A 19184-nucleotide genomic window follows, 5' to 3' on the forward strand; every position below is an offset into this window, starting at 1 on the left:
GCGCCCGGAGCCGGGCACCCGTCAGGCGGTGCCCGGCAGGAAGGGTCTCAACTCGGCGAAGGACTCCGGGTGTTGGGCGATCCATGCCCAGTAGCGGCCCATCGTGCGGGCGTATTCGCAGTAGTAGCGCCGTACGGTGTCCACCAGGCTGCGCAGGGTGCTGCGGGCCAGCGAGTCGCTGCGCCACACGAGCAGCATCTCGGTGCTCGCCGTGCCGCTCACCGGCACCAGCGCGACCTCCTTGGTCGCCCCGGTCGGCGTGGTCAGGGCCACCGCGCCCGCGTCCCGCACCCAGTTCATCGCCTCGTGGTGGCTGTCCACGTAGTGGAGCACCTCGGGGTCGGTGTGGTCGAACTTGGCGAAGAGGTGCTTCTCGATGGGGTGGAACCAGTGGTCACGCGCATACCGCACCCAGGTGAGACCGGCGAGGTCGGCGACGCTCACCCCGGTCCGGTCGGCGAACGGGTGGCCGCGCGGCACGGCGAGCCAGACCGGCTCGCGCACGATGACCGTCTTGGCCAGGGCCGGCTCCAGCACGTCGGCCGGGGCTATCAGCGCCATGCTGGGCACCAGGGCCGCGTTCAGGGCCCCGCCCCGTACGGCGGCCACGGCGGCGGCCGGCGCGAGGGTCTCGCTGCGCACCTCGCCGACGGGCAGCGCCTCCTGGAGCACCGTGCGCAGCGACGGCGGGGTCCACTCGGCGTTGCCGAAGCGGAACACCTCGGAGGAGTACGCGCCGGCCTCGGCGATCACCAGGTCGGCCCGGTGCACGAGGTCGGCGAGCAGCGGCAGCAGCCGCTCCCCGCGCGAGGTCGGGATTACACCCGAGCGGCTCCGCACGAATAGTTCGCCGCCCACGGCTCTTTCAATACGGTGCAATTGTGCGGTGAGGCTCGATTGCGGAAGGTTCAATTCCACCGCTGCCTTGGATATGCTTCCGGCACAGTCGATGGCCATCACGATCCTGGCATGACGTAACTCGACGTTCACTTATCCCCCGTTCGCGACCGATACCCGCGGACGTCCATCCGGCAGAAGGCCCGGACCCGTCGCACGCTAACAGGACGCACAGGTTCAGTCCACATCAATGCCCGGCGAGAACGGGGGCCGCCGGACGGCATCGGGGGAATGCAGTCGAAATCGGTCAGCCGGCCGCGGGAAGGGCATGCGCGAGCACACAGCGCGGCTCGCCGAGCGTTTCGTCCTGGCGGAGAATCGCCTCATAGGCCCGGTGCAGCGCGCGTCCGGGTTCGAGCCCCAGATCCACCGCGAGACGGCGGCGCGCGCCGTGGAAGATCTCCAGGGCCTCGGCCTGCCGGCCGTCCCGGTAGAGCGCGAGCATGAGCAGTTCACTCAGCCGCTCGCGCCCGCTGTGCTCGACGGCGAGTTGCCGCAGTTCCGAGACCGGCACCCGGGCCGCGTCCACCGAGAGCTTGGCCGCCGTCAGGTCCTCGTAGGCGGTGATGCGGCGCTCTTCGAGGTGATCGGCCTGGACCCGGCAGCGCATGCCGTCGCGGGCGTCGAGCAGCGCGGGCCCACGCCACAGCCCGAGCGCCGACTCCAGCGTGACGATGGCCCGGTGCGGGTCGCTGTCGACCAGAGCGGCGCCGTTGTCGGCGAGTTCGAGGAAACGGTGCGCGTCCACGCTCGCCACCGGCACGTCGAGCAGATATCCGCTGCTGACGGTGCGCAGCGGGTCGGTGGTGCCGGTCACCGACTGCAACATTTTGCGCAGCCTTCTCACATTGGCTTGAAGTGCGTTGCGCGCGTTGGCCATCGGCTGCTCACCCCACAGCTCGTCGACCATTCGGTCGGAACTGACCGGTATGCCCGGAGAGAGGGCAAGCATGGTGAGCACCACCCCGGCCCGCTTCGAGGCCATCGTGTACCGCTTGCTTCCGTGCGCGAGGTAAAGCGGACCAAGAACGTTGATTTCCATAGCAGGACCCCCATGTCATCTCGCGGACTCGGCACATGATGCCCAGGAGGATTCCGCCGGGGGAAATACCATCTCGGTGGGAAAGGAAGCGCCATCAGTATGGCTTGGCTTCGATCCTCGACCGTCGCCGCCGCGGCCCGGTCCCGCGTTTACCGCGCGATCGGCCCCGGGGCTCGTCCGTATTGTTCACCGGACACTCAATGACCTCGTACGCGTCTCCCGCACGGGCACGAACGCGGGTCTCCCCTCCAGCAGTGCGAGGCCGAGCGGGGTGAGCGTGTGCAGCATCGAGTTGCGGATGCGCCGGCTGGTGATGAGGCCGGTGCGGCGCAGCACCGCGGTGTGCTGGCTCGCGCCCGCGGCCGAGATCCCGAGCCGGTCCGCGAGTTCCGAGGTGGTGCAGGCGCCGCGCAGCACCCGCAGGGCGGCCGCCCGGGTCTGGCCGACCAGCGCCCCGAGCGCCTCGGCGGTGTCCTCGGGTACCGCCCACAGCGCGGCGGCCTCGTGCGGCTGCGGGGGCGCGGCCACCACCAGGGTGCGCCGGTCTCCGCCGTCGGGCGAGTGGATGAGCTGGGCCGGGCGGTGGTTGAGGAACACCGAGGGCGCGACCACCAGGCCCGTACCGCCGAGCACCACGTCCTCGTCGGGGCCGTCGGGGATCTCCAGGACAGGCGAGGTCCAGGTGATCCGGGGGTGCAGGGTGGCCATGAGCTGCTCGACCCCGCCGGCCATCACGGTGCGCACCCGCGCCTCGCACTCGGCCTCCAGATAGGCCTGCATGTTGTCCCAGTACGGCGCGACGGCGGCGCGCCACACATCGAACAGGTCGATACCCGGCGGCCAGCGCAACTGGCGTGCGGTGAAGGGCAGTTGCGGTAGGTCGGGCGCCCCGCCGAAGCGCAGCGCGTAACCGGCCCGGTCGTTCGCCTCGGCGCCGCGCCCGCCGCGGGAACTCACCGGTGGCAGCGGCAGCCGTTTGGCCAGCTGTCGCTGCCAGCTCAGATAGGGCGCCTGGACGCCGCGGCCGAGCAGGCCGGCCGCGAACGCCGTCTCGACCAGCGGACCCGCGCCGGCCGTGAGGCGGGTGCCGGCCAGGTCGGCCGCGGAGAAGTGGATGCGTTGCACAGCGTCGCCCCCGTCTGTCGCGTGACGTGCTGGACCGGCCGGTTCGGAACCGGCCAACGCCGGTGTGTCCGGCCGTGGTCGCGCCCGGACGGGGCGTGTCCGGCCGTCCGCCCTGCTCGCGCGCACCGAAAACCTCAGGTTCCGGCCATCCGCTGACGCAAGGCTGACCGGCCTCGGCCGCCCGGTGGGCTCGCGCCGCGCCCGGACCGCTCTGGTCAGAGTAAGCGCGTTCCGGGCCGTTTGCGATCTCTGCTTCTCACGGCGCGACTGTGAAGAACTCATACCCCGGACCAGCACCGCGAGCTGCCCGTCGACGGCGGCTCGGCCATACCACTGCACACCCAATTCCCTTGTGGCACCGCACAGTTCGGGGCAAGCGCTTAAACTCCGGTCGACGACGCAGTGGTTACGGTGGCGCACCGGGCGAGATCGAAAGGGATTGAGCGGGCAGAGGAGATGCCACGTCACGAGGAGAGGGAACCGCTTCAGGAGGCGCCGGGCGCCGAGGCCGCCGCACTCGACACGCGTTATCTGCCCGCACCCCGGCTCGCGCGGCTCATCCTCACGGTCGTGCTGCTCGGCCAGCTGAGCGTCATGGTGACCAACCTCCAGGGCGCGCAGCCGGATCCGCCGCGGCTGGCCGTCTCGCTGGGCTGTCTGGGCCTGGTCTTCCTCATCCAGCTGAGGCATTCGAGCCCCCGGGCCCGCCGCGCGCCCCCGTGGCAGCGGGCCGTCACCCTGACCGCGCAGGCCCTGCTCACCTATGTGCCGATCGTGTCGTTCCAGCACCGCTGGGCCGGCATGGCCGGGTTCCTGGCCGGCTCGCTGCTGCTGCTCCTGCCCGCCCGCTGGGCGTGGCCGGCCTACGGCGCCGTCGGACTCTCGGTGCTGATCCCGCCGGCCCTCGACGGGCTCGCCGTGCGCGAGACGGTGTCCCTCGGCCAGTCGACGCTGCTCACCGGGCTCGTCGTGTACGGCCTGTCCCGCATGACGGAGCTCATCCTGGTGCTGCACCGCACCCGGGGCCGACTCGCGGGTCTCGCCGTCACCCAGGAGCGGCTGCGCTTCGCTCGTGACCTGCACGACCTGCTCGGCTACAGCCTCTCGGCGATCACGATCAAGAGCGAGCTGGTCCACCGGCTCATCCCGACACGGCCACGGCGCGCGCTGGACGAGGTCGGGGAGGTGCTCGCCATCGCCCGGCAGTCGCTCGCCGACATGCGTGCCGTCTCGCACGGCATGCGCCGCATGTCCCTGGAGCAGGAACTGGGCGCGGCGGACTCCCTGTTGCGGGCGGCCGGCATCCGCGTACGGATCGACCAGCGGCTCGGCGTGACCGATCCCGCGGTGGACGCCGTGCTGGCGGCCGTGCTGCGCGAGGCCGTCACCAATGTGCTGCGGCACTCGCGGGCCGACACCTGCACGATCGAGGCGGCCGAGGAGGCGGGGTGGGTGCGGCTCTCCGTGGAGAACGACGGTGTCCACTCCTCCTACCGCGACTTCTCGCCGGACGGCGGAAGCGGTCTCGACAACCTGCGGGACCGGCTCGGGCCGCTCGGCGGCCGGCTCACCACCGTCAACGGCCCGGGCCCCACCTTCCGCCTGACGGCCCGGGCCCTCGCCGCATCGCCCACGCCCGCCCACCCGCCGAGCGAGGCGCCGCCACGACCGTCCGAACACCGGAGAGGCCCGAGAGAGGAACTGCCGTCGTGACGATCCGCATCCTGCTGGCCGAGGACATGAACATGGTGCGGGGCGCGCTGGTGGCGCTGCTCGACCTGGAGGACGACTTCCAGGTGGTCTGCGAACTGGAGCACGGCGACCGGATCGTGGCGGCCGCCCTCGAACACCGGCCGGACGTCGCCGTCATCGACGTCGGGCTGCCCGGCACCGACGGGCTCACGGCGGCGGCACGGCTGCGCGAGCGGCTTCCCGAGTGTGCGGTCCTGATCCTCACCAGCCTCGGCCGTCCCGGCACCCTGCGCCGGGCCCTGACCGCCCAGGTGTCCGGCTATCTGCTCAAGGACGCGCCCCCGCAGGAGCTGGCCGCCGCGGTGCGCGATGTGGCTGCGGGCCGGCGCGTCATCGACTCCCAGCTGGCGCTCTCCGTCTGGAACAGCACCGAGAGCCCACTGACCGCGCGGGAGACCGAGGTGCTCCAGCTGACCGCCGAGGGCCTCAAGCCGACCGAGGTGGCCCGCCGCCTCGGACTCTCCCTCGGTACCGTCCGCAACTATCTGACGACCGTGGTCACCAAGCTCAAGGCGCGCAACCGGGTGGACGCCATCAAGATCGCCCGGGACGCCGACTGGCTCGTGTGACCCGCTGGCCGCCCGCCGGCCCGTCACCGGGCGACGGCCACCGCGCTGTCAGCTCCGCGTCAGCGTCCACGACAAGCATGAGGGCACGGGCCGTACGACCCGCATGTGTCACGACTCGGACGCCGGAGCCGGCCCGTTGGGGGCCGGCCCCGCCCGGCGACGACGTCCCCCTGACGTCCAGCGGCTGTCGGCCCGACCGTTCCTTTCGCGAACGCGCTTACCAACGGGGGCAGTTATGCAACGCATCCACTTCACCGCTGCCGATATAGCCAAGACCCGGCTGACGACCACCGCCGGGCCCCTGATCGAGACGGCCTTCGCGTACGGGCTGCTCGCCCGGGGCGTCACACCGGCGTACGCGCGCTGGCGCAAACAGGTCGCCACCCGGCTGCCCGCCTGGCCGAGGTTACGGTCGGGCGGGGTCAGCCAGGTGAGCGACCCCGAGGCGCTGCTGCGCCTGATCGAGCACAACGGCACCGAGGGCATCACCGGCGACCTGGTCCAACAGGACGCCCTGGCCGCCCAGTTGTCGGCCTACCGCGAGGCGGCCGGACTCTCGGAGGTGTGGCAAGCGGCCATCGCCCCCTACTGGGACCACCTGGAGGCGTATCTGGAGGCCGAGTGCGAGGCGCGCGGCCGGGTGGTGATGGCGGGCGGCGTAGGGCTGCTGCTCGCCACCCTCCACCCGCGGATCACCTGGCGCTCGCAGGTCCTGGAGATCCCCGGCGGCCCGGACGAGGACATCCACCTCGACCGGCGCGGCCTCACGCTCACCCCCTCGGTGTTCCTGCACCACCGGCCCGCCCAGCTCACGGGCCGCCGGAGCGAGGGCGGCGAACTGGTGCTGGCGTTCGCCGCGCCGCCGGACGTCCAGCGGTCCGCCGGCCTGTGGGACGAGCCCGACGACAGCGCCCAGTCGCTCGGCGCTCTCGTCGGCCAGACCCGGGCCGCCGCCCTGCGGGTGCTGCGCGCCACCTGCACCACCAGCCAGCTCGCGCACCGGCTCGGCATCTCGGCGGCCGGTGCCAGCCAGCACACCGCCGTGCTGCGCCAGACCGGCCTGATCACCACCCGCCGCATCCGCAACACGGTGCTGCACACGGTGACCCCCCTCGGCCTCGCCCTGCTCGACGGCCTGCCCACCCGTTCCGCCCGCGACCGGGTGCCCGAGCGGGCCACGCCCGCGCAACTGTGGCGCCACGCCCTGGACGCCATCCCCCAGCAGGTCGCCCAGCACGCATCCTGACGGCCCGTCAACTGCTGGTCCCACGAGGACGATTACGCGCGCGATCACAGGAAGGTCCGGCCTCCCGCTCGGGGGGCCGGACCTTTTGGCGCCGTACGGTCGGATCCGCGGGTCAGAGCCGGGACCAGGGGCGGAACTGGCGCAGCCCGTACAACAGCGGGGGCAGGCCGTGCCGTTGGGTGATCAGACGGGCCGCGCCGAAGACGGTGCAGTGGTCGCCGGTGCGGTGAAGGGCGGTCACATCGCAGTCGGCCACGGTGTGCGCGTCCCGCACCAGGTGCGGTCCGCCGGCGTCGGCCTCCTGCTCCCACTGCACCATGTGGAACCGCTCCGGGTTGCCGGAGGCGAACAGCTCGGCCGTCTCCTGGGCCTCTTCGTGCAGCAGGTTCACCGCGAAGGTGCCGCGTTCCAGGATCGCTTCGAGAGTGGGGCTGCCGTCGCGCAGACAGACCAGGAGGGTCGGCGGCTTGAGCGTGACGCTGCACACGGACGAGCAGGTCATGCCCCGCGGCGCCCCGTCATGCCCGGTGGTGGTGACCACGGCGACGCCGGTGGGGAAACCGCTCATCATCGCGCGGAAGCGGTCGGGCGTCGCCGGGTCGGCCACCTCTTCTACGTTCATGGCGCGTTCGGTCATCGGACACTGCTTTCTGTCGCTAGGGCGAGCGGCCCGGTGGTGAGACGGCGCTCGCTCCGGTCGAGGAGGTTGAGGAGCGGCCCCGTCATGGCCGTCGTCGTGAGTGCCATGACGATCAGGGCAAGCACCAGGGGTCCGGTCAGGATCCCCGAGCTCAGCCCGGCCTGCAGGGCGATGAGTTCGGTCAGGCCGCGGGTGTTCATCAGGGCGGCGACCTTGCGTGCCGTCTGTGGTGTGCGGCCGCCCTGGCGGGCTCCGAGATAGCCGCCGAGCCCCTTGCCGACGCAGCCGAGCACGACGGCCGCGGCGATCAGCTGCCAGGAGGTGTCGGCGTACGAACCGGTCAGCACGGTGATCCCGGTGACCACGAAGAAGGCGGGGGCCAGCACGGCGCCCGCCCGCGAGACGGTGGCCACCGTGCGTTCCCAGGGCCGGCGTTCACCCCCGGGGATCGCGAAGCCGACCAGGGCCGCGCCGAGGATCGCCGTCATGCCGAGGTGTTCCATGGCGATCGCGACCACGAGGGCCACCGCGCCGAGGGCCACCGCCGAGGTGCGCGGCAGCCGTACCCGTACGATACGGGCCCCTCGGGTACGCAGTCCGTACCGTACGGCGAGCGCGCACAGCACCCCGAAGACGAGTGCGCGGCCCGCGTGCAGCAGTCCGTCCGAGCTGCCCTTGCCGAGGCTGATGGCGAGGGTGAGCAGCAGCCAGCCGACCGCGTCGATGACGATGGCGGCAGCCAACGCGGTCTGCCCGGCGGCCGATCGCGTCATTCCGCGGTCCGCCAGGATCCGGGCCATGACGGGCACGGCTGTGATCGACATCGACACCGCGACCATCAGGACGAAGGCGGGCAACGGGGCGCTGCCGCGGGCCGCGTGGTCGTCGGTGAGCAGCACCAGACCGGCCAGGAGCAGGCCGGTCAGCAGCGGCGGTATCAGCGCGCCGGCCGCGACCCACAGCGTGCCGCGGCGCGGGGGCCCGCCGGCGTCGGCCCCCAGCTTGTGGGCGAGGCCGACCAGGAACAGGACCAGACCGGCCTGGGAGACCAGCTTGACCACGTCGAACACGGGGCCCGGCAGAAGGGTGTTCAGGGTGCCCCGCCCGAACAGGACGATCACGGCGGGCCCTGAGAGCAGCCCCACCACGATCTCCCCGATCACCTCGGGCTGGCGCAGCGTCCTGGCGAGGGCCCGGCCCGCCAGGGCGATGAGCAGGATGGCGGCGAGCGCCACGAGGACGTGGGCGATGCGCGGCGCGTCGCCGAGGAGCCTCAGCGTTTCCATTTCGCGGTCCCCCGTCGCCCGCTCAGTGGTGCTGGGCGAAGTATTCGTACGCCTTGGGCAGCGTTTCGGTCAGGCGCCGCGTCTTCTCGCGGATGGCGGCGAACTCCCGCTCCGCGGCCGCCGGGTCGGACAGTGCGAGCGCGGGCGACGGCTTCATCTCGATTCCGCCCATGCCGAGCAGAACGCACATGTACGAGTAGGCGGGCAGCCCGTGGTAATAGGGGAAGATGCTCTCGGAGTCGGGAACCTGGGTCTTCCACATCTCCAGGCGCTCGGCGAGCGAGTCGGGAATGGCCCGGGTCTTGGTGTCGCGCCAGTACTGGGTGTCCTGCCGCTTGGCCGCGACGTAGTGCAGGACCAGGAATTCCCGGATTCCGTCCATGACATGGGCGATGGAACGGTTGTAGAGAACGCGCTGGTTGGGGTTCCAGTCCTCGTTCGGGAAGTTCTTCGCGATCTGCTCGATGGCGTGGTGGATGAAGAAGATTCCGGTGGATTCGAGCGGCTCGACGAATCCACTGGAAAGCCCCACGGCCACACAGTTGTTGACCCATGAATTGCGGCTGCGGCCGATCCGCATCTTGATGTGGTTCGCGTTGACGTCGGCCGCCGCGGGCCCGACGAACTCGCGCAGGGTGCGCTCGGCGTCCTCGGGCGAGAGGTAGTCCTTGGCGTAGACGTAGCCGGTGCCGACGCGGCCCATCAGCGGAATCGTCCAGATCCAGCCGGCGTCCTGGGCGGTGGCGGTGGTGCAGGGCATGATGCCGCGCTTCTCCATGTCCATCGGGACCTGGAGGGCGACCGCGCTGTCGTTGGGCAGCGTGTCCGCGTAGGAGATGAACGGCTCGTCCAGCGCCTTGTTGATGAGCAGCGCGCGGAATCCGGTGCAGTCGATGTACAGGTCGCCGCTGATGTCGCCGTGCTCGGCGGTGGTGACGCCGCTGATCCAGCCGCGGTCGTCGAGGTTGACCTGCTTCACGTCGTCGACGACGTGCTTGACGCCACGTTCCACCGAGTACTTCGTGAGGTACTTGGCGAGCAGCGCGGCCTCGAACTGGTAGGCGTAGGGGAACTGGGTCTTCCCCTGGTGCTCGGACATCGTCAGGCCCTGCATCTCGTCCGCGCCCTCGTCGAAGGGCTGGTCGATGAGGGTGCCGTCGAGGCGGCGCGGGCTGAGGCCGGCGTCGATTACCGAGGCCATGACGAAGCAGTCCTTGTCGAACCGGTCCGTCGGGCCCTGCTGGAGCCACCAGTCGGTCAGCGGGAAGCCGTTGACCGACCGCATCTGCTCGAAGGGGTGGTAGAAGTAGTGGCCCTTCTCCCGCCAGTTCTCGAACCGCACGGCGAGCTTGTACGTGGCGTTGCAGGCCGGCATCCAGTCCTTCTCCTTGAGTCCGAGGAACTCGAAGAAGTGCCGGATGTCGCTGAAGGTGGCCTCGCCGACGCCGACCGCGCCGACGGTCCCGGACTCCACGAGGGTCACGTTTATTCGGTCCCCGAACGCGGCCTTGAGGTACGAGGCCGTCATCCAACCGGCTGTTCCGCCACCCACGATCACGACTTTGTTGAGCACTGGTGACTCCTGTTCGGTAGCTCCACGAGTTTCGCCAGCGGCTCCGGCCCATTGTCTGAAACTTGTTGGGTGGCGCCACCGAGAAATGACACTAGGCGGCGGTCAAATCGGCGCACAGATCCTTAAGCGATGGCCGAAAAGCCCAGGTGGGGCTGACCGGCCGGACAGTTGGCGCCCGTTTCGGCCGGTTCTGTGGGCTTCCACGGGGGCGTCAGCCCACTGTCAGCGCCGCCAAGGAGCATGAAGGGCGGGGTTACCGGGTGGGAATCGCTCCGCCCGTCCGCTGCAATGGAGATTTGGATGACAAAGGAAGAACTTGTTCCGCCGTTCGCCGTGATCCCTGGATCGCAGGTCCACCGCATTCTGACCGGCCATGAGCAGCACACCATTGATCTGGTGGAGGCCGCATACCGAGTGCACGGCGAGGGCGACACGGTCAACCCACCGTCGTATTTCCTGCGCTTTCCGGACCGCCCCACCGCCCGGATCATCGCGCTGCCCGCCTCCATCGGCGGTCGGACCCGGGTCGACGGGCTGAAGTGGATCTCCAGTTTCCCGGAGAACGTGGCCGCGGGAATCCCCCGTGCCTCCGCGGTGCTGATCCTCAACGACCACGACACGGGCTATCCGCTGGCGTGCCTGGAGAGCTCGATCATCAGCGCCGCGCGCACGGCGGCCTCCGCGGCGCTCGGCGCCGACTGGCTCTCGCGCGGACGCGACCGCCCGCGCAGGGTCGGCTTCATCGGTACGGGGTTCATCGCCCGGCACATCCACACCTACCTCGCGGGGGCCGGCTGGACCTTCGACGAGGTGGGCGTGCACGACCTGAACGCCGAGTACGCGGGCGGGTTCAGCTCCTACCTGGAAGGTGCGGGCGAGAGCGGCCGGATCACCGTGCACGGCAGCGCCGAGGAACTGATCCGCTCCTCGGACCTGGTGGTCTTCGCGACCGTCGCGGCGGCCCCGCACGTGCACGAGCCCGCCTGGTTCGCGCACAACCCGGTGGTCCTGAACGTCTCGCTGCGCGACCTGGCCCCCGAGATCCTGCTGGCCTCGGCGAACGTGGTCGACGACGTCGAGCACTGCCTCAAGGCCGACACCTCGCCCCATCTGACCGAACAGCTCACCGGTTCAAGGGAGTTCATCGACGGGACGCTGGCCGAGGTGATGGCCGGGAAGGTGGAGATCCCCACCGACCGCCCGGTGGTGTTCTCGCCGTTCGGCCTCGGCGTCCTCGACCTCGCGGTCGGCAAGTTCGTGTACGACGAGGTGCTCGGCCGTGGCGAACTCGACGTCATCGACGGCTTCTTCCACGAGGTGGACCGGTATGGGCGCGCAGGCGCGACCAGCGGCCGTTCCTGAGGCGAGGGGGCCCAAGTGCCGGTGATCTCCGTCCCGGAGGACTTCCACACGGAGGATCTCTATGTGGACCTGCGGTCCGTCCTGGCCGCTCCGCTGTACCTGAAGTGCGAAGGCTTCAACTTCGCCGGGTCGATCAAGCTGAAGGCGGCGCGGGCGATGATCGCCGACGCCGAGCGCAAGGGACGCCTCACCCAGGACTCGATCATCGTCGAGTCCTCGTCGGGCAACCTCGGCGTCGCCCTGAGCATGATCGCGGCGAGCAGGAGCTACCAGTTCCTGTGCGTCACGGACACCCGCTGCAACCTGAACACCAGACGGTTGATGGAAGCGATGGGCGCCCGAGTGCACACCATCACCGAGCCCGACCCCGAGGGCGGCTTCCTCGGCGCCAGGCTCGATTTCGTACGCAAGCTGTGCGCGTCGGACAGCCGACATCTGTGGCTCAACCAGTACGCCAACCCGTGCAACTGGCAGGCGCACTACCGCAGTACGGCCCCGGCCATCGCCGAGCGCTTCCCGGATCTCGACGTCCTGTTCGTCGGCGCGGGCACCACCGGGACGCTGATGGGCTGCGCCCGGTACTTCAAGGACTCGGGCCGTCCGGTCACCGTGGTAGCGGTCGACTCCGTCGGCTCGGTCACCTTCGGCGGACCACCGGCGCCCCGGATGATCCCGGGCCTGGGCTCCGGCGTACGGCCACAGCTGCTCGACACGTCGTTCGTGGACGACGTGGTGCACGTACCGGAGATCGACACGATCCGGATCGCCCACCAACTGGCCGCCGGCGGTTTCCTGTTCGGCGGTTCCACCGGCACGGTCATCTCGGGCGCGGTCGCCTGGCTGGCCGAACACCGCGACGGCGGGCCGGGCACGGCGGTGGCGATCTCCCCGGACCTCGGCGAGCGCTACCTCGATTCGATCTACCAGAGCAACTGGGTGAGCGACCTGTACGGGGCCCACGCGCTGGACTACGACTCGATCCGGGCGCCCTGACGCACGGTCCGGAACAACCGTGACGCACTGTCAAATTCCATACACCCAGATGGTGTTGGCGGCCCATGCCCACCTGCCCCGCAGGGGGCGGGGCCGTTGCGCGTCCACCGGACACCCGATTCCGGCCGCCTCCGGGATCGGGGCCGACGGTCCCCAGACGCGGTACCGACCCCGGCGGCGGATGCACCGCCGCCCTACCACCCGACGGCACACAGCCACCGCTCAGCCACCGGGTCCCACATACGGACGCCGGACCGGACATCCCCCGCCGGTCCGGCGTCTCCCGTTTCCCCCTCCCCCAGGCTTCCCCCTCCCCCAGCTCCGACCGGCCGTCAGCTCGCCGTCAGCGGCAGCCGGAACCATCGTCACGGGGTCGCCGCGACAGGGACGATCCGCCGCCACGATCAGTGAGCTGATGCGGAGGCCGGGGATGGGCCAGCACCTCGCGGTCCTTGCCCGCTCGACGGTGGTCCTGCCGAACCTGCCCGCGTTCCAGCAGTGGCTCGGCAGGGACGTGCTCCCGAGCCGCGTGAACTGAGAGGAGCGAGACCGTGGACCTTCTGACTCATGCGAGCCCGCCCCGACTTCCGTACCCAGCAACCGTCGTGGAGGCCCTGCTGCTCCGCGCCTCGGGCCCGGACGCGGACCGGCCCGTGTTCACCGCCCTCGGCGCGGGGGGCGAGCGCATCGGGCAATTGACGGCGGCCGAACTCCTGGGCCGGGTCCGTGCCACGGCCGCCGCGCTGCGGACGGCAGGCGCCCCCGGCGACCGGGTCCTCGTCCCGGCGCTGCCCGGCCTCGACTTCCCCGTCGGCTTCCTGGCCTGCCTGTACGCCGGTCGGATCGCGGTTCCGGTACTGCCGTTGCCCACCGGCACGCGGAAGACCGACCGCGCCGACCGGCTCGCGGTGATCCGCGGGGACTGCGACCCGGTCGCCGTGCTGGTATCGGCGGCGCGGGAGTCCCGGCGGGAGGAAGCGGACGGGCCGGCCCGGATCCCCGTCGCGCAGTCGCCGACCGGGGACGACGCACCGCCCGCCCCTTCCGCGCTGGACGCGCGGGCGACCGCCCTCCTCCAGTACACCTCGGGGTCGACGAGCGACCCCCGGGGAGTGATCGTCGGGCACGGCAACCTAGTGGCCAACCAGGTGGCGCTGCGGGACCGCTGCGAGGTCGACTCCGGTACCACGGTGGTGAGTTGGCTGCCGTTCTTCCACGACATGGGGCTGTGCACGGGCGTGGTCCTGCCGCTCGTGTCCGGGGCGGCGGCCGTCACGATGGAGCCGACCACGTTCGTGCGGGATCCGATGGTGTGGCTGCGCGCGATCGAGGCCGAGGAGGACGTCTTCGCCGCCGCGCCGGACTTCGCGTACGACCTGTGCGTGCGGCGGATCCCGGCGCAGGAGCGGCGCCGGGTCGACCTGTCCACCTGGCGGGTGGCCGCGAACGGGGCGGAGCCGGTGCGGGCCGACACCCTGCGCAGATTCGCGGACGCCTTCCGCCCCTCCTTCTTCCGTACGGAGGTGTTCTCGCCGGGGTACGGCCTGGCGGAATGCACCCTGAGCGTGACGATCGGCCGCCCCCTGTACGACTCCCCCGTCCGCCGTTACGACCGGGACGCACTGGCCCGGGGCACGGCGATACCGGCCGCCTCGCCCGACAGCGCGGTCGAACTGGTCGGCTGCGGCACGCCCCTGCCCGGGGTCCGGCTCCGCATCGTCGACCCGGCGACGCGCCAGGTGCTGCCCGCCGGCGCGGTGGGCGAGATCTGGGTGGCCTCGCCGGGGAACTGCCAGGGCTACTGGGGCCGCGACGCGGAGTCGGCGGAGGCGTTCGGGGCGCGCCTGGCAGGCGAAACGTACGTACGCACGGGGGATCTGGGCTGCCTAGACGACGGCGAGCTGTTCATCACCGGGCGGCTGAAGGACGTCCTGGTGGTGGGCGGTGAGAACTACTTCCCGCAGGACATCGAGGCGGTGGCCGGCGCCGCGCACGAGGCCTTCACGCACCAGCGGGCCGCGGCGTGGCCGCTGGACGATGCGGCGCCGGGGGTCGCGGTGGTGGTCGAGACGACCGAGCGGGACCCGGAGGTGCTGGCCCGCGCGGTAAGGGCCGCGGGCATCGCGGTCGCCAGAGCCCTGCCCGCCCCGGTGAGTGTCTTCGCGGTGGCCCGCAATCAGGTACCCCGCACGACCAGCGGCAAGACCCGCCGCCGTGACTGCGCGAAGGACGTACGGGCGGGCCGCCTGCCGCTGCTGGCCCAGTGGTCGAGCGCACCCGGCGTACCCGTCCGTGAAGAGAGGAGACACTCGGCATGAGCGAGCAAGGGGCCGTACCGGTGACGACGACCGAGCGCCAAGTAGCCGATCACCTGGCCCAACTCCTCAGCGAATTACTGGAGTTGGAGCTCGAATTGATCGACCGCGAGGTACCGCTCAGCGCCTACGGAATCGACTCGATGACCAGCACGTGGCTCACGGGAGAGCTGAGCGAACGCTGCGGGGTGGCCATCGACAGATCGGTGCTGCTCGACCGGCCGAGCGTGGCGGAGGTGGCGCAGGACGTGGTGGCGGCGCTGGCCGCGCGGGACGCGGCGGCCGCCTCTTGATCGAGAGCCTGCTCCCGCGCTCGGCTGCCGCCGGCTCATCGGAGCACTTCGGAGACACCCCGGACGGGGAGGGCCTCTTCCCGCAGGAACGGGCGCTGATCGCGAGGGCGGGGGCGGGCCGCCGCAGGGAGTTCACGACGGTGCGGGCCTGCGCCCGCCTGGCCCTGAAGGAATTGGGCCTGGCCCCGGCCGCTCTCCTGCCCGACGAGTCGGGCGCCCCGGTCTGGCCGACGGGGATCGTCGGCAGCATGACCCATTGCCGCGGCTACCGGGCAGCGGTGGTGGCCCGGCGCACCTCCGTACGTGCCCTGGGCATAGACGCCGAACCGCACCGCCCGCTGAGGGAGGGCGTACTGAGGTTGGTGGCCCGGCCGGAGGAACAGGCCGCCCTCGCGGGACTGGACGGAACGGTCTGCTGGGGCCGCCTGCTCTTCTCCGCGAAGGAGGCGGCGTTCAAGGCGTGGTCCCCGGGCGCCCGGGCGGGCGGCATCCGCCCGAGGAGCCCGCACGACTTCAGGGTGACCCTGCACCCCGCCGGCGGCACGTTCCAGGCGGAGATCCTGCCCGACCACCCGGAAGCCACCCGCCTGGAAGGCCGCTGGCTGGCGACAACGGACCTGCTGCTGACGGCGGTATCCGTACTGCATGCGCCTGGAACGCCTTGAGAAGGCGGGCCTGGTGATCGGCAGCCTGGAGCCGAGCGAGTACGGCAAGGCCCTGAAGTACGCCGAGGCGCAGGAGGCCGACGCGCCGAAACCGAAGAAGAAGCGCGCCTAGACTCCGCCCACCAGCCGCCGGGCCCGCTCCATGACCCACCCCGGCGCGACGACCTCCACGTTTCCGTCAAGCGCGGCCGCCGCGCGGCGCAGGGCTTCGGCCGCTTCCCCCGGCTCACCGGGCAGCGCCCGGCCCGCCTGCGCCAGGGCCCTGGCCGCTTCGGCCTGGGCGGCACCCGCGATGTCCAGGGCGGCCGAGGCGCGGTCCGCCGTCGCGGCGGACCGGTCGTAGCGGGCGTCGCACCAGTACGCCCATGCCAGGTTGAGCAGGCAGACGCCCTCCGCGCGGGGGTTCTCCATCAGCGAGGCCTCGTGGCGGGCCTCCTCCAGGGCCGAGGCCGCCTGTGCCGGGTCGTCCAGGGCCAGGAGGGCGAGGCCTCGCGCGTTGAGGGCGTACGCGATCGCCTCCTGGCTGTCGGCGGCCCGGTAGGCGCGGGCGGCCTCCGCGCCCGCGTCGGCGGTCTCCTGCCAGCGGCCCAGCGTGAGGAGTGCGATGGTCCGGGCGTTGCCCGCTCGGGCGATGGTGAGCAAGTCGCCGCCGGCCGCGGCCAGTTCGGTCAGGCGGGTGGCTCCGGTCAGTGCGCCTTCGCCGTCTCCCAGGTAGCTGTGCGCGAGGCTCAGTGAGAGCAGCGCGTGCGCTTCCCGTTCGGTGTCGCCCAGTTCGCGGGCCAGCTCGGCGGCGCGGGTGAGGGGTGCGATCGTGGCGCCCTGGTCGCCGAGCTGGCGGTGGGTGTCGCCGAGGCCGAACAGCGCGTTCTGGAGCGCGGGCCGGTCCCCGAGGCGTTCGGCGAGGGCCGCCGCTTCGGTGAACAGCCGGGCCGCCTGCTCCATCGGGCCCGCGCTGAGCCGGGCATGACCGTAAGCGACGGCATGGGCGAGACGTACCCGCTCGTCGCGGATGCGTCCCTCGACGGCGAGGTGCATCGAGACCGCGGCGAGGACCGAGCCGTGCCAGACGAGCCACTCGCTGATCTCGCACAGCACCCGCGCGGCATCGTCGTAGTCCTCGGAGCGTACGAGGTGGTCGAAGCGGCGGCGCTGCGGCTCGATGTCCTCCAGCGTCCGCCAGGTGCCGCGCGGCCGGGCCCGGCGCCCGTACCAGGATGCGATCTGTCGCTCCACTGCCTGTCTCCTGTGAGGTCCGTCCTGTGGCATGCGTCCGTAGGCGATCTCCGCGTCCAGCGGGTGCAGGGCGAAGGTGCGGTGCACCCGGTCCACGGAGACCAGGTGCATGCGGACGAGGGAGGTGAGGACCGGGGCCGTGGGCAGGTCCTGGTCAAGGCCGGCCAGGATCTCTTCGAGCGCCCCCTGTTCCACGGGCGTACGCAGCGCGGCGAGGACACCGAGGACCGCGTGCGCCCGTTCGTCGAGCCGTTTGTAGCGGTCCTGGGCGAGGTCGGCGACGACGTCGTGGCGCCGGGTGAAGTCCTTCAGGACCTCCTGCAGGCTGGGCAGCAGCGCCGTGTCGTCGGCGAGTGCGCCGACGAGCAGTTCCAGCGCGCGCGGCACGCCGTGCACATGGACCGCGGCGTGCAGCAGTTCGTCGTCGGACAGGCCCGCGATGCCGAGGCTGCCGTCCCGGTCGAGTTCGCGCAGCAGCGCCGCCGCCTCGGCGGGGCCGAGTCCCTCGGAGAGTTCGATGTGGGCGGCGAAGCGCCGCAGTTCGGGCGCGAGGCGCACCGGTACCTGGCTGGTGACCAGGAGTCGCGGCGTGGCGCGGGCGCGGAAGAGCCAGTCGAGGATGACCGCCAGTTCCTCGTCGACGATGCTGCCGTCGTCGTCGAGCAGGTCGTCCAGGTTGTCCATGAGGATGACGATCAGGCGCTCGCCCATCGCCGCCCGCAGCTCGGCGAGCCGGTCCTGCGCCGTCCCGCCCGCGGCCCACACCTCGCGCAGCTCGGCCAAGCGCTCGGGGCCGAGCAGCCGGGCGCAGTCGAAGTAGAGGCGCTCCAGGGAGATCCCGGACGTGCGGGTGGAGAGGTTGACCAGGCCGGAGGGGAGCGGGCCCTGGACGGTGCCGGGCCAGGTGCCGCGGTCGAGCAGGTCCATGACCTTCGCGGCGAGCGCGCTCTTGCCGATGCCTCGCGGCCCGGTGATGGTCACCATGCGGATGGCGGGATCGCTCAAGTGCCGTGCTGTCGCGTCGCGTTCGGCGGCCCGGTTCTTGAACAGCTCGATGCCGTACGCGACGGGGACGCCGACGACCCGTACGCCCCCGTGTGATTCCCCGGGTAGGGCGAGCGGCAGGGGTTCGGGCAGCCTGAGCAGCCGCACGAGCTCCGTACGGTCCGCCGGGCCGAGCCTGTGCAGCGCGTGGTCCAGGCGGACGGCGGTGAGCCGGCCCGGGCCCTCCGAGCGGTGGTGTTCGGCGACCACCCCGATGATGCGGCTGCCGGCCCACACCGCGGCACCGGACATGCCGGCCCACGGCGACGCACCCGGGTCGGGATCGGCCCCGGCCGGTGCGACGGTCATCTCCAGGGTGCCGGTGCGCAGGTTGGAGAGCGCGGCCACGGTCCCGTCCGCCTGGTGCAGTTCGCGGAAGGACGTGCGGTCGGAGCGGCTGCGGCGCTTCCACAGCGGGAAGCCGAGGGCGTGCACGTCGATCACGCCGTGCCGGTCGTCGGGGATGCGCCCGAACCGGGCCGGCTCGACGACCGCGGGGGCCGCCGCCGGTGGTACGACGCTCAGCACGGCAAGGTCGCTGTCCGCGTCCGCCCAGGTCACGGTGGCCGGGGCCGACCATTCACCGTCCCGGTCGGCGTCACACCGTACGACGGTGACGCTCGCGTCGGCGATGACGTGGGCGGCGGTGAGGATCGTGCCGGCGAAGATCCGGTACCCGGAACCGCGCCTTCTGCCGCTGCTGGTCTCGACGATGATCTCGGCGATCCGGTGCGGGTCGAGCCCGGGCCCGTCGGCCGCGGGCTCAGCTCTCATCGAACAGCTCGGCGCCCGAGATCAGCGCGGGACGCTCGGGCGTGTCGGCGCGCACCGGCTGGAGGGTGAGCTTGATCCGCTGGGTGGCCGTGTTCGCGGAGCGCGCGGAATGCTGGACGTCGAACACCCAGAACCGCACCTTGGCCCCCGGCTCCCGGCTCCGTTCGACCCCGACGGTGAGTTCGAGTTCGAGCGACTCCGCCTGGAACCGGATTCCTTCACCGTCCCCGTCCGCCATGGCCCGGCTCAGCTCGCTCCGCAACTGAGCGATCATGTCCGCCAGCTCCACCGCGTCGTCCACCCTCAGCCCCCGCCTCGCCCGAAACCGCCCGGCCCCTCTGCGCACCGAGCATACCTAGGGAGGGTCAACTGCAC

17 protein-coding genes are annotated in these 19184 nt (G+C 71.6%); 9 read left to right on the top strand and 8 right to left on the bottom strand.

Features of this window, described 5'->3' with window-relative positions; all coding sequences use genetic code 11:
- Positions 1-21: 21 nt before the first annotated feature.
- The 3 genes from ACWC2B_RS26870 to ACWC2B_RS26880 form a co-directional block, all read right to left on the bottom strand.
- On the bottom strand, positions 22-990 hold the full coding sequence (locus tag ACWC2B_RS26870) for a LysR substrate-binding domain-containing protein (protein ID WP_450720884.1): 969 nt from the start codon (positions 988-990) through the stop codon (positions 22-24).
- Between the two features lie 154 nt (positions 991-1144).
- Complete coding sequence (locus ACWC2B_RS26875) at positions 1145-1939, bottom strand: AfsR/SARP family transcriptional regulator (protein WP_450720886.1); 795 nt, start codon at positions 1937-1939, stop codon at positions 1145-1147.
- Positions 1940-2125: 186 nt separating this feature from the next.
- The gene (locus ACWC2B_RS26880) at positions 2126-3064 is read right to left on the bottom strand and encodes an ArsR/SmtB family transcription factor (RefSeq protein ID WP_450720888.1); all 939 of its coding nucleotides are present in this window, start codon (positions 3062-3064) and stop codon (positions 2126-2128) included.
- Between the two features lie 456 nt (positions 3065-3520).
- Between ACWC2B_RS26880 and ACWC2B_RS26885 the strand changes: the two genes are divergently transcribed.
- The 3 genes from ACWC2B_RS26885 (at position 3521) to ACWC2B_RS26895 (ending at position 6631) form a co-directional block, all read left to right on the top strand.
- A complete protein-coding gene (locus ACWC2B_RS26885) occupies positions 3521-4777 on the top strand; it encodes a sensor histidine kinase (RefSeq protein WP_450720890.1) in 1257 nt (418 codons plus the stop codon).
- Positions 4774-5385 carry a response regulator transcription factor gene (locus ACWC2B_RS26890; RefSeq protein ID WP_450720892.1) on the top strand — a complete coding sequence of 204 codons (612 nt, stop codon included), beginning with the start codon at positions 4774-4776 and terminating at the stop codon, positions 5383-5385. The genes ACWC2B_RS26885 and ACWC2B_RS26890 overlap by 4 nt, the downstream gene beginning before the upstream one ends.
- 235 nt (positions 5386-5620) lie before the next feature.
- A complete protein-coding gene (locus tag ACWC2B_RS26895; protein ID WP_450720894.1) occupies positions 5621-6631 on the top strand; it encodes an ArsR/SmtB family transcription factor in 1011 nt (336 codons plus the stop codon).
- 112 nt (positions 6632-6743) lie between these two features.
- On the opposite strand, the gene ACWC2B_RS26900 is transcribed toward ACWC2B_RS26895, so the two are convergent.
- Genes ACWC2B_RS26900 through ACWC2B_RS26910 form a run of 3 tightly spaced genes read right to left on the bottom strand, consistent with a single transcriptional unit; the run spans position 6744 to position 10130 of the window.
- Positions 6744-7268: a flavin reductase family protein gene (locus ACWC2B_RS26900; protein ID WP_450720896.1), complete on the bottom strand. Its 525-nt coding sequence runs from the start codon at positions 7266-7268 to the stop codon at positions 6744-6746.
- Positions 7265-8557, bottom strand: a complete 1293-nt coding sequence (locus ACWC2B_RS26905) for a cation:proton antiporter (protein ID WP_450720898.1) — start codon at positions 8555-8557, stop codon at positions 7265-7267. Before ACWC2B_RS26905 ends, ACWC2B_RS26900 begins: the two co-directional genes overlap by 4 nt.
- Positions 8558-8579: 22 nt before the next feature.
- A complete protein-coding gene (locus ACWC2B_RS26910) occupies positions 8580-10130 on the bottom strand; it encodes a tryptophan halogenase family protein (protein ID WP_450720900.1) in 1551 nt (516 codons plus the stop codon).
- A 300-nt stretch (positions 10131-10430) separates the two neighbouring features.
- Between ACWC2B_RS26910 and sbnB the strand changes: the two genes are divergently transcribed.
- The 6 genes from sbnB (at position 10431) to ACWC2B_RS26940 (ending at position 15870) form a co-directional block, all read left to right on the top strand.
- Complete coding sequence (gene sbnB / locus ACWC2B_RS26915) at positions 10431-11492, top strand: 2,3-diaminopropionate biosynthesis protein SbnB (protein ID WP_450720902.1); 1062 nt, start codon at positions 10431-10433, stop codon at positions 11490-11492.
- 15 nt (positions 11493-11507) lie between these two features.
- Positions 11508-12485, top strand: a complete 978-nt coding sequence (sbnA, locus tag ACWC2B_RS26920) for a 2,3-diaminopropionate biosynthesis protein SbnA (RefSeq protein ID WP_450720904.1) — start codon at positions 11508-11510, stop codon at positions 12483-12485.
- Positions 12486-13036: 551 nt separating this feature from the next.
- Positions 13037-14803 carry a fatty acyl-AMP ligase gene (locus ACWC2B_RS26925; RefSeq protein ID WP_450720906.1) on the top strand — a complete coding sequence of 589 codons (1767 nt, stop codon included), beginning with the start codon at positions 13037-13039 and terminating at the stop codon, positions 14801-14803.
- The gene (locus ACWC2B_RS26930) at positions 14800-15093 is read left to right on the top strand and encodes an acyl carrier protein (RefSeq protein ID WP_450720908.1); all 294 of its coding nucleotides are present in this window, start codon (positions 14800-14802) and stop codon (positions 15091-15093) included. Before ACWC2B_RS26925 ends, ACWC2B_RS26930 begins: the two co-directional genes overlap by 4 nt.
- On the top strand, positions 15090-15758 hold the full coding sequence (locus ACWC2B_RS26935; RefSeq protein WP_450720910.1) for a 4'-phosphopantetheinyl transferase family protein: 669 nt from the start codon (positions 15090-15092) through the stop codon (positions 15756-15758). The genes ACWC2B_RS26930 and ACWC2B_RS26935 overlap by 4 nt, the downstream gene beginning before the upstream one ends.
- Positions 15739-15870 (top strand): hypothetical protein, encoded by a 132-nt coding sequence (locus tag ACWC2B_RS26940; RefSeq protein WP_450720912.1) that lies wholly within the window; start codon positions 15739-15741, stop codon positions 15868-15870. The genes ACWC2B_RS26935 and ACWC2B_RS26940 overlap by 20 nt, the downstream gene beginning before the upstream one ends.
- On the opposite strand, the gene ACWC2B_RS26945 is transcribed toward ACWC2B_RS26940, so the two are convergent.
- Together ACWC2B_RS26945 and ACWC2B_RS26950 are read right to left on the bottom strand one after the other, a co-directional pair.
- Positions 15867-18809 carry a trypsin-like peptidase domain-containing protein gene (locus ACWC2B_RS26945; RefSeq protein WP_450720914.1) on the bottom strand — a complete coding sequence of 981 codons (2943 nt, stop codon included), beginning with the start codon at positions 18807-18809 and terminating at the stop codon, positions 15867-15869. The two genes, ACWC2B_RS26940 and ACWC2B_RS26945, sit on opposite strands and share 4 nt — an antisense overlap.
- Complete coding sequence (locus tag ACWC2B_RS26950) at positions 18799-19155, bottom strand: trypco2 family protein (RefSeq protein WP_450720916.1); 357 nt, start codon at positions 19153-19155, stop codon at positions 18799-18801. The genes ACWC2B_RS26945 and ACWC2B_RS26950 overlap by 11 nt, the downstream gene beginning before the upstream one ends.
- Between the last annotated feature and the right edge of the window lie 29 nt (positions 19156-19184).

This window comes from Streptomyces sp. NPDC001415 (genome assembly GCF_053597395.1).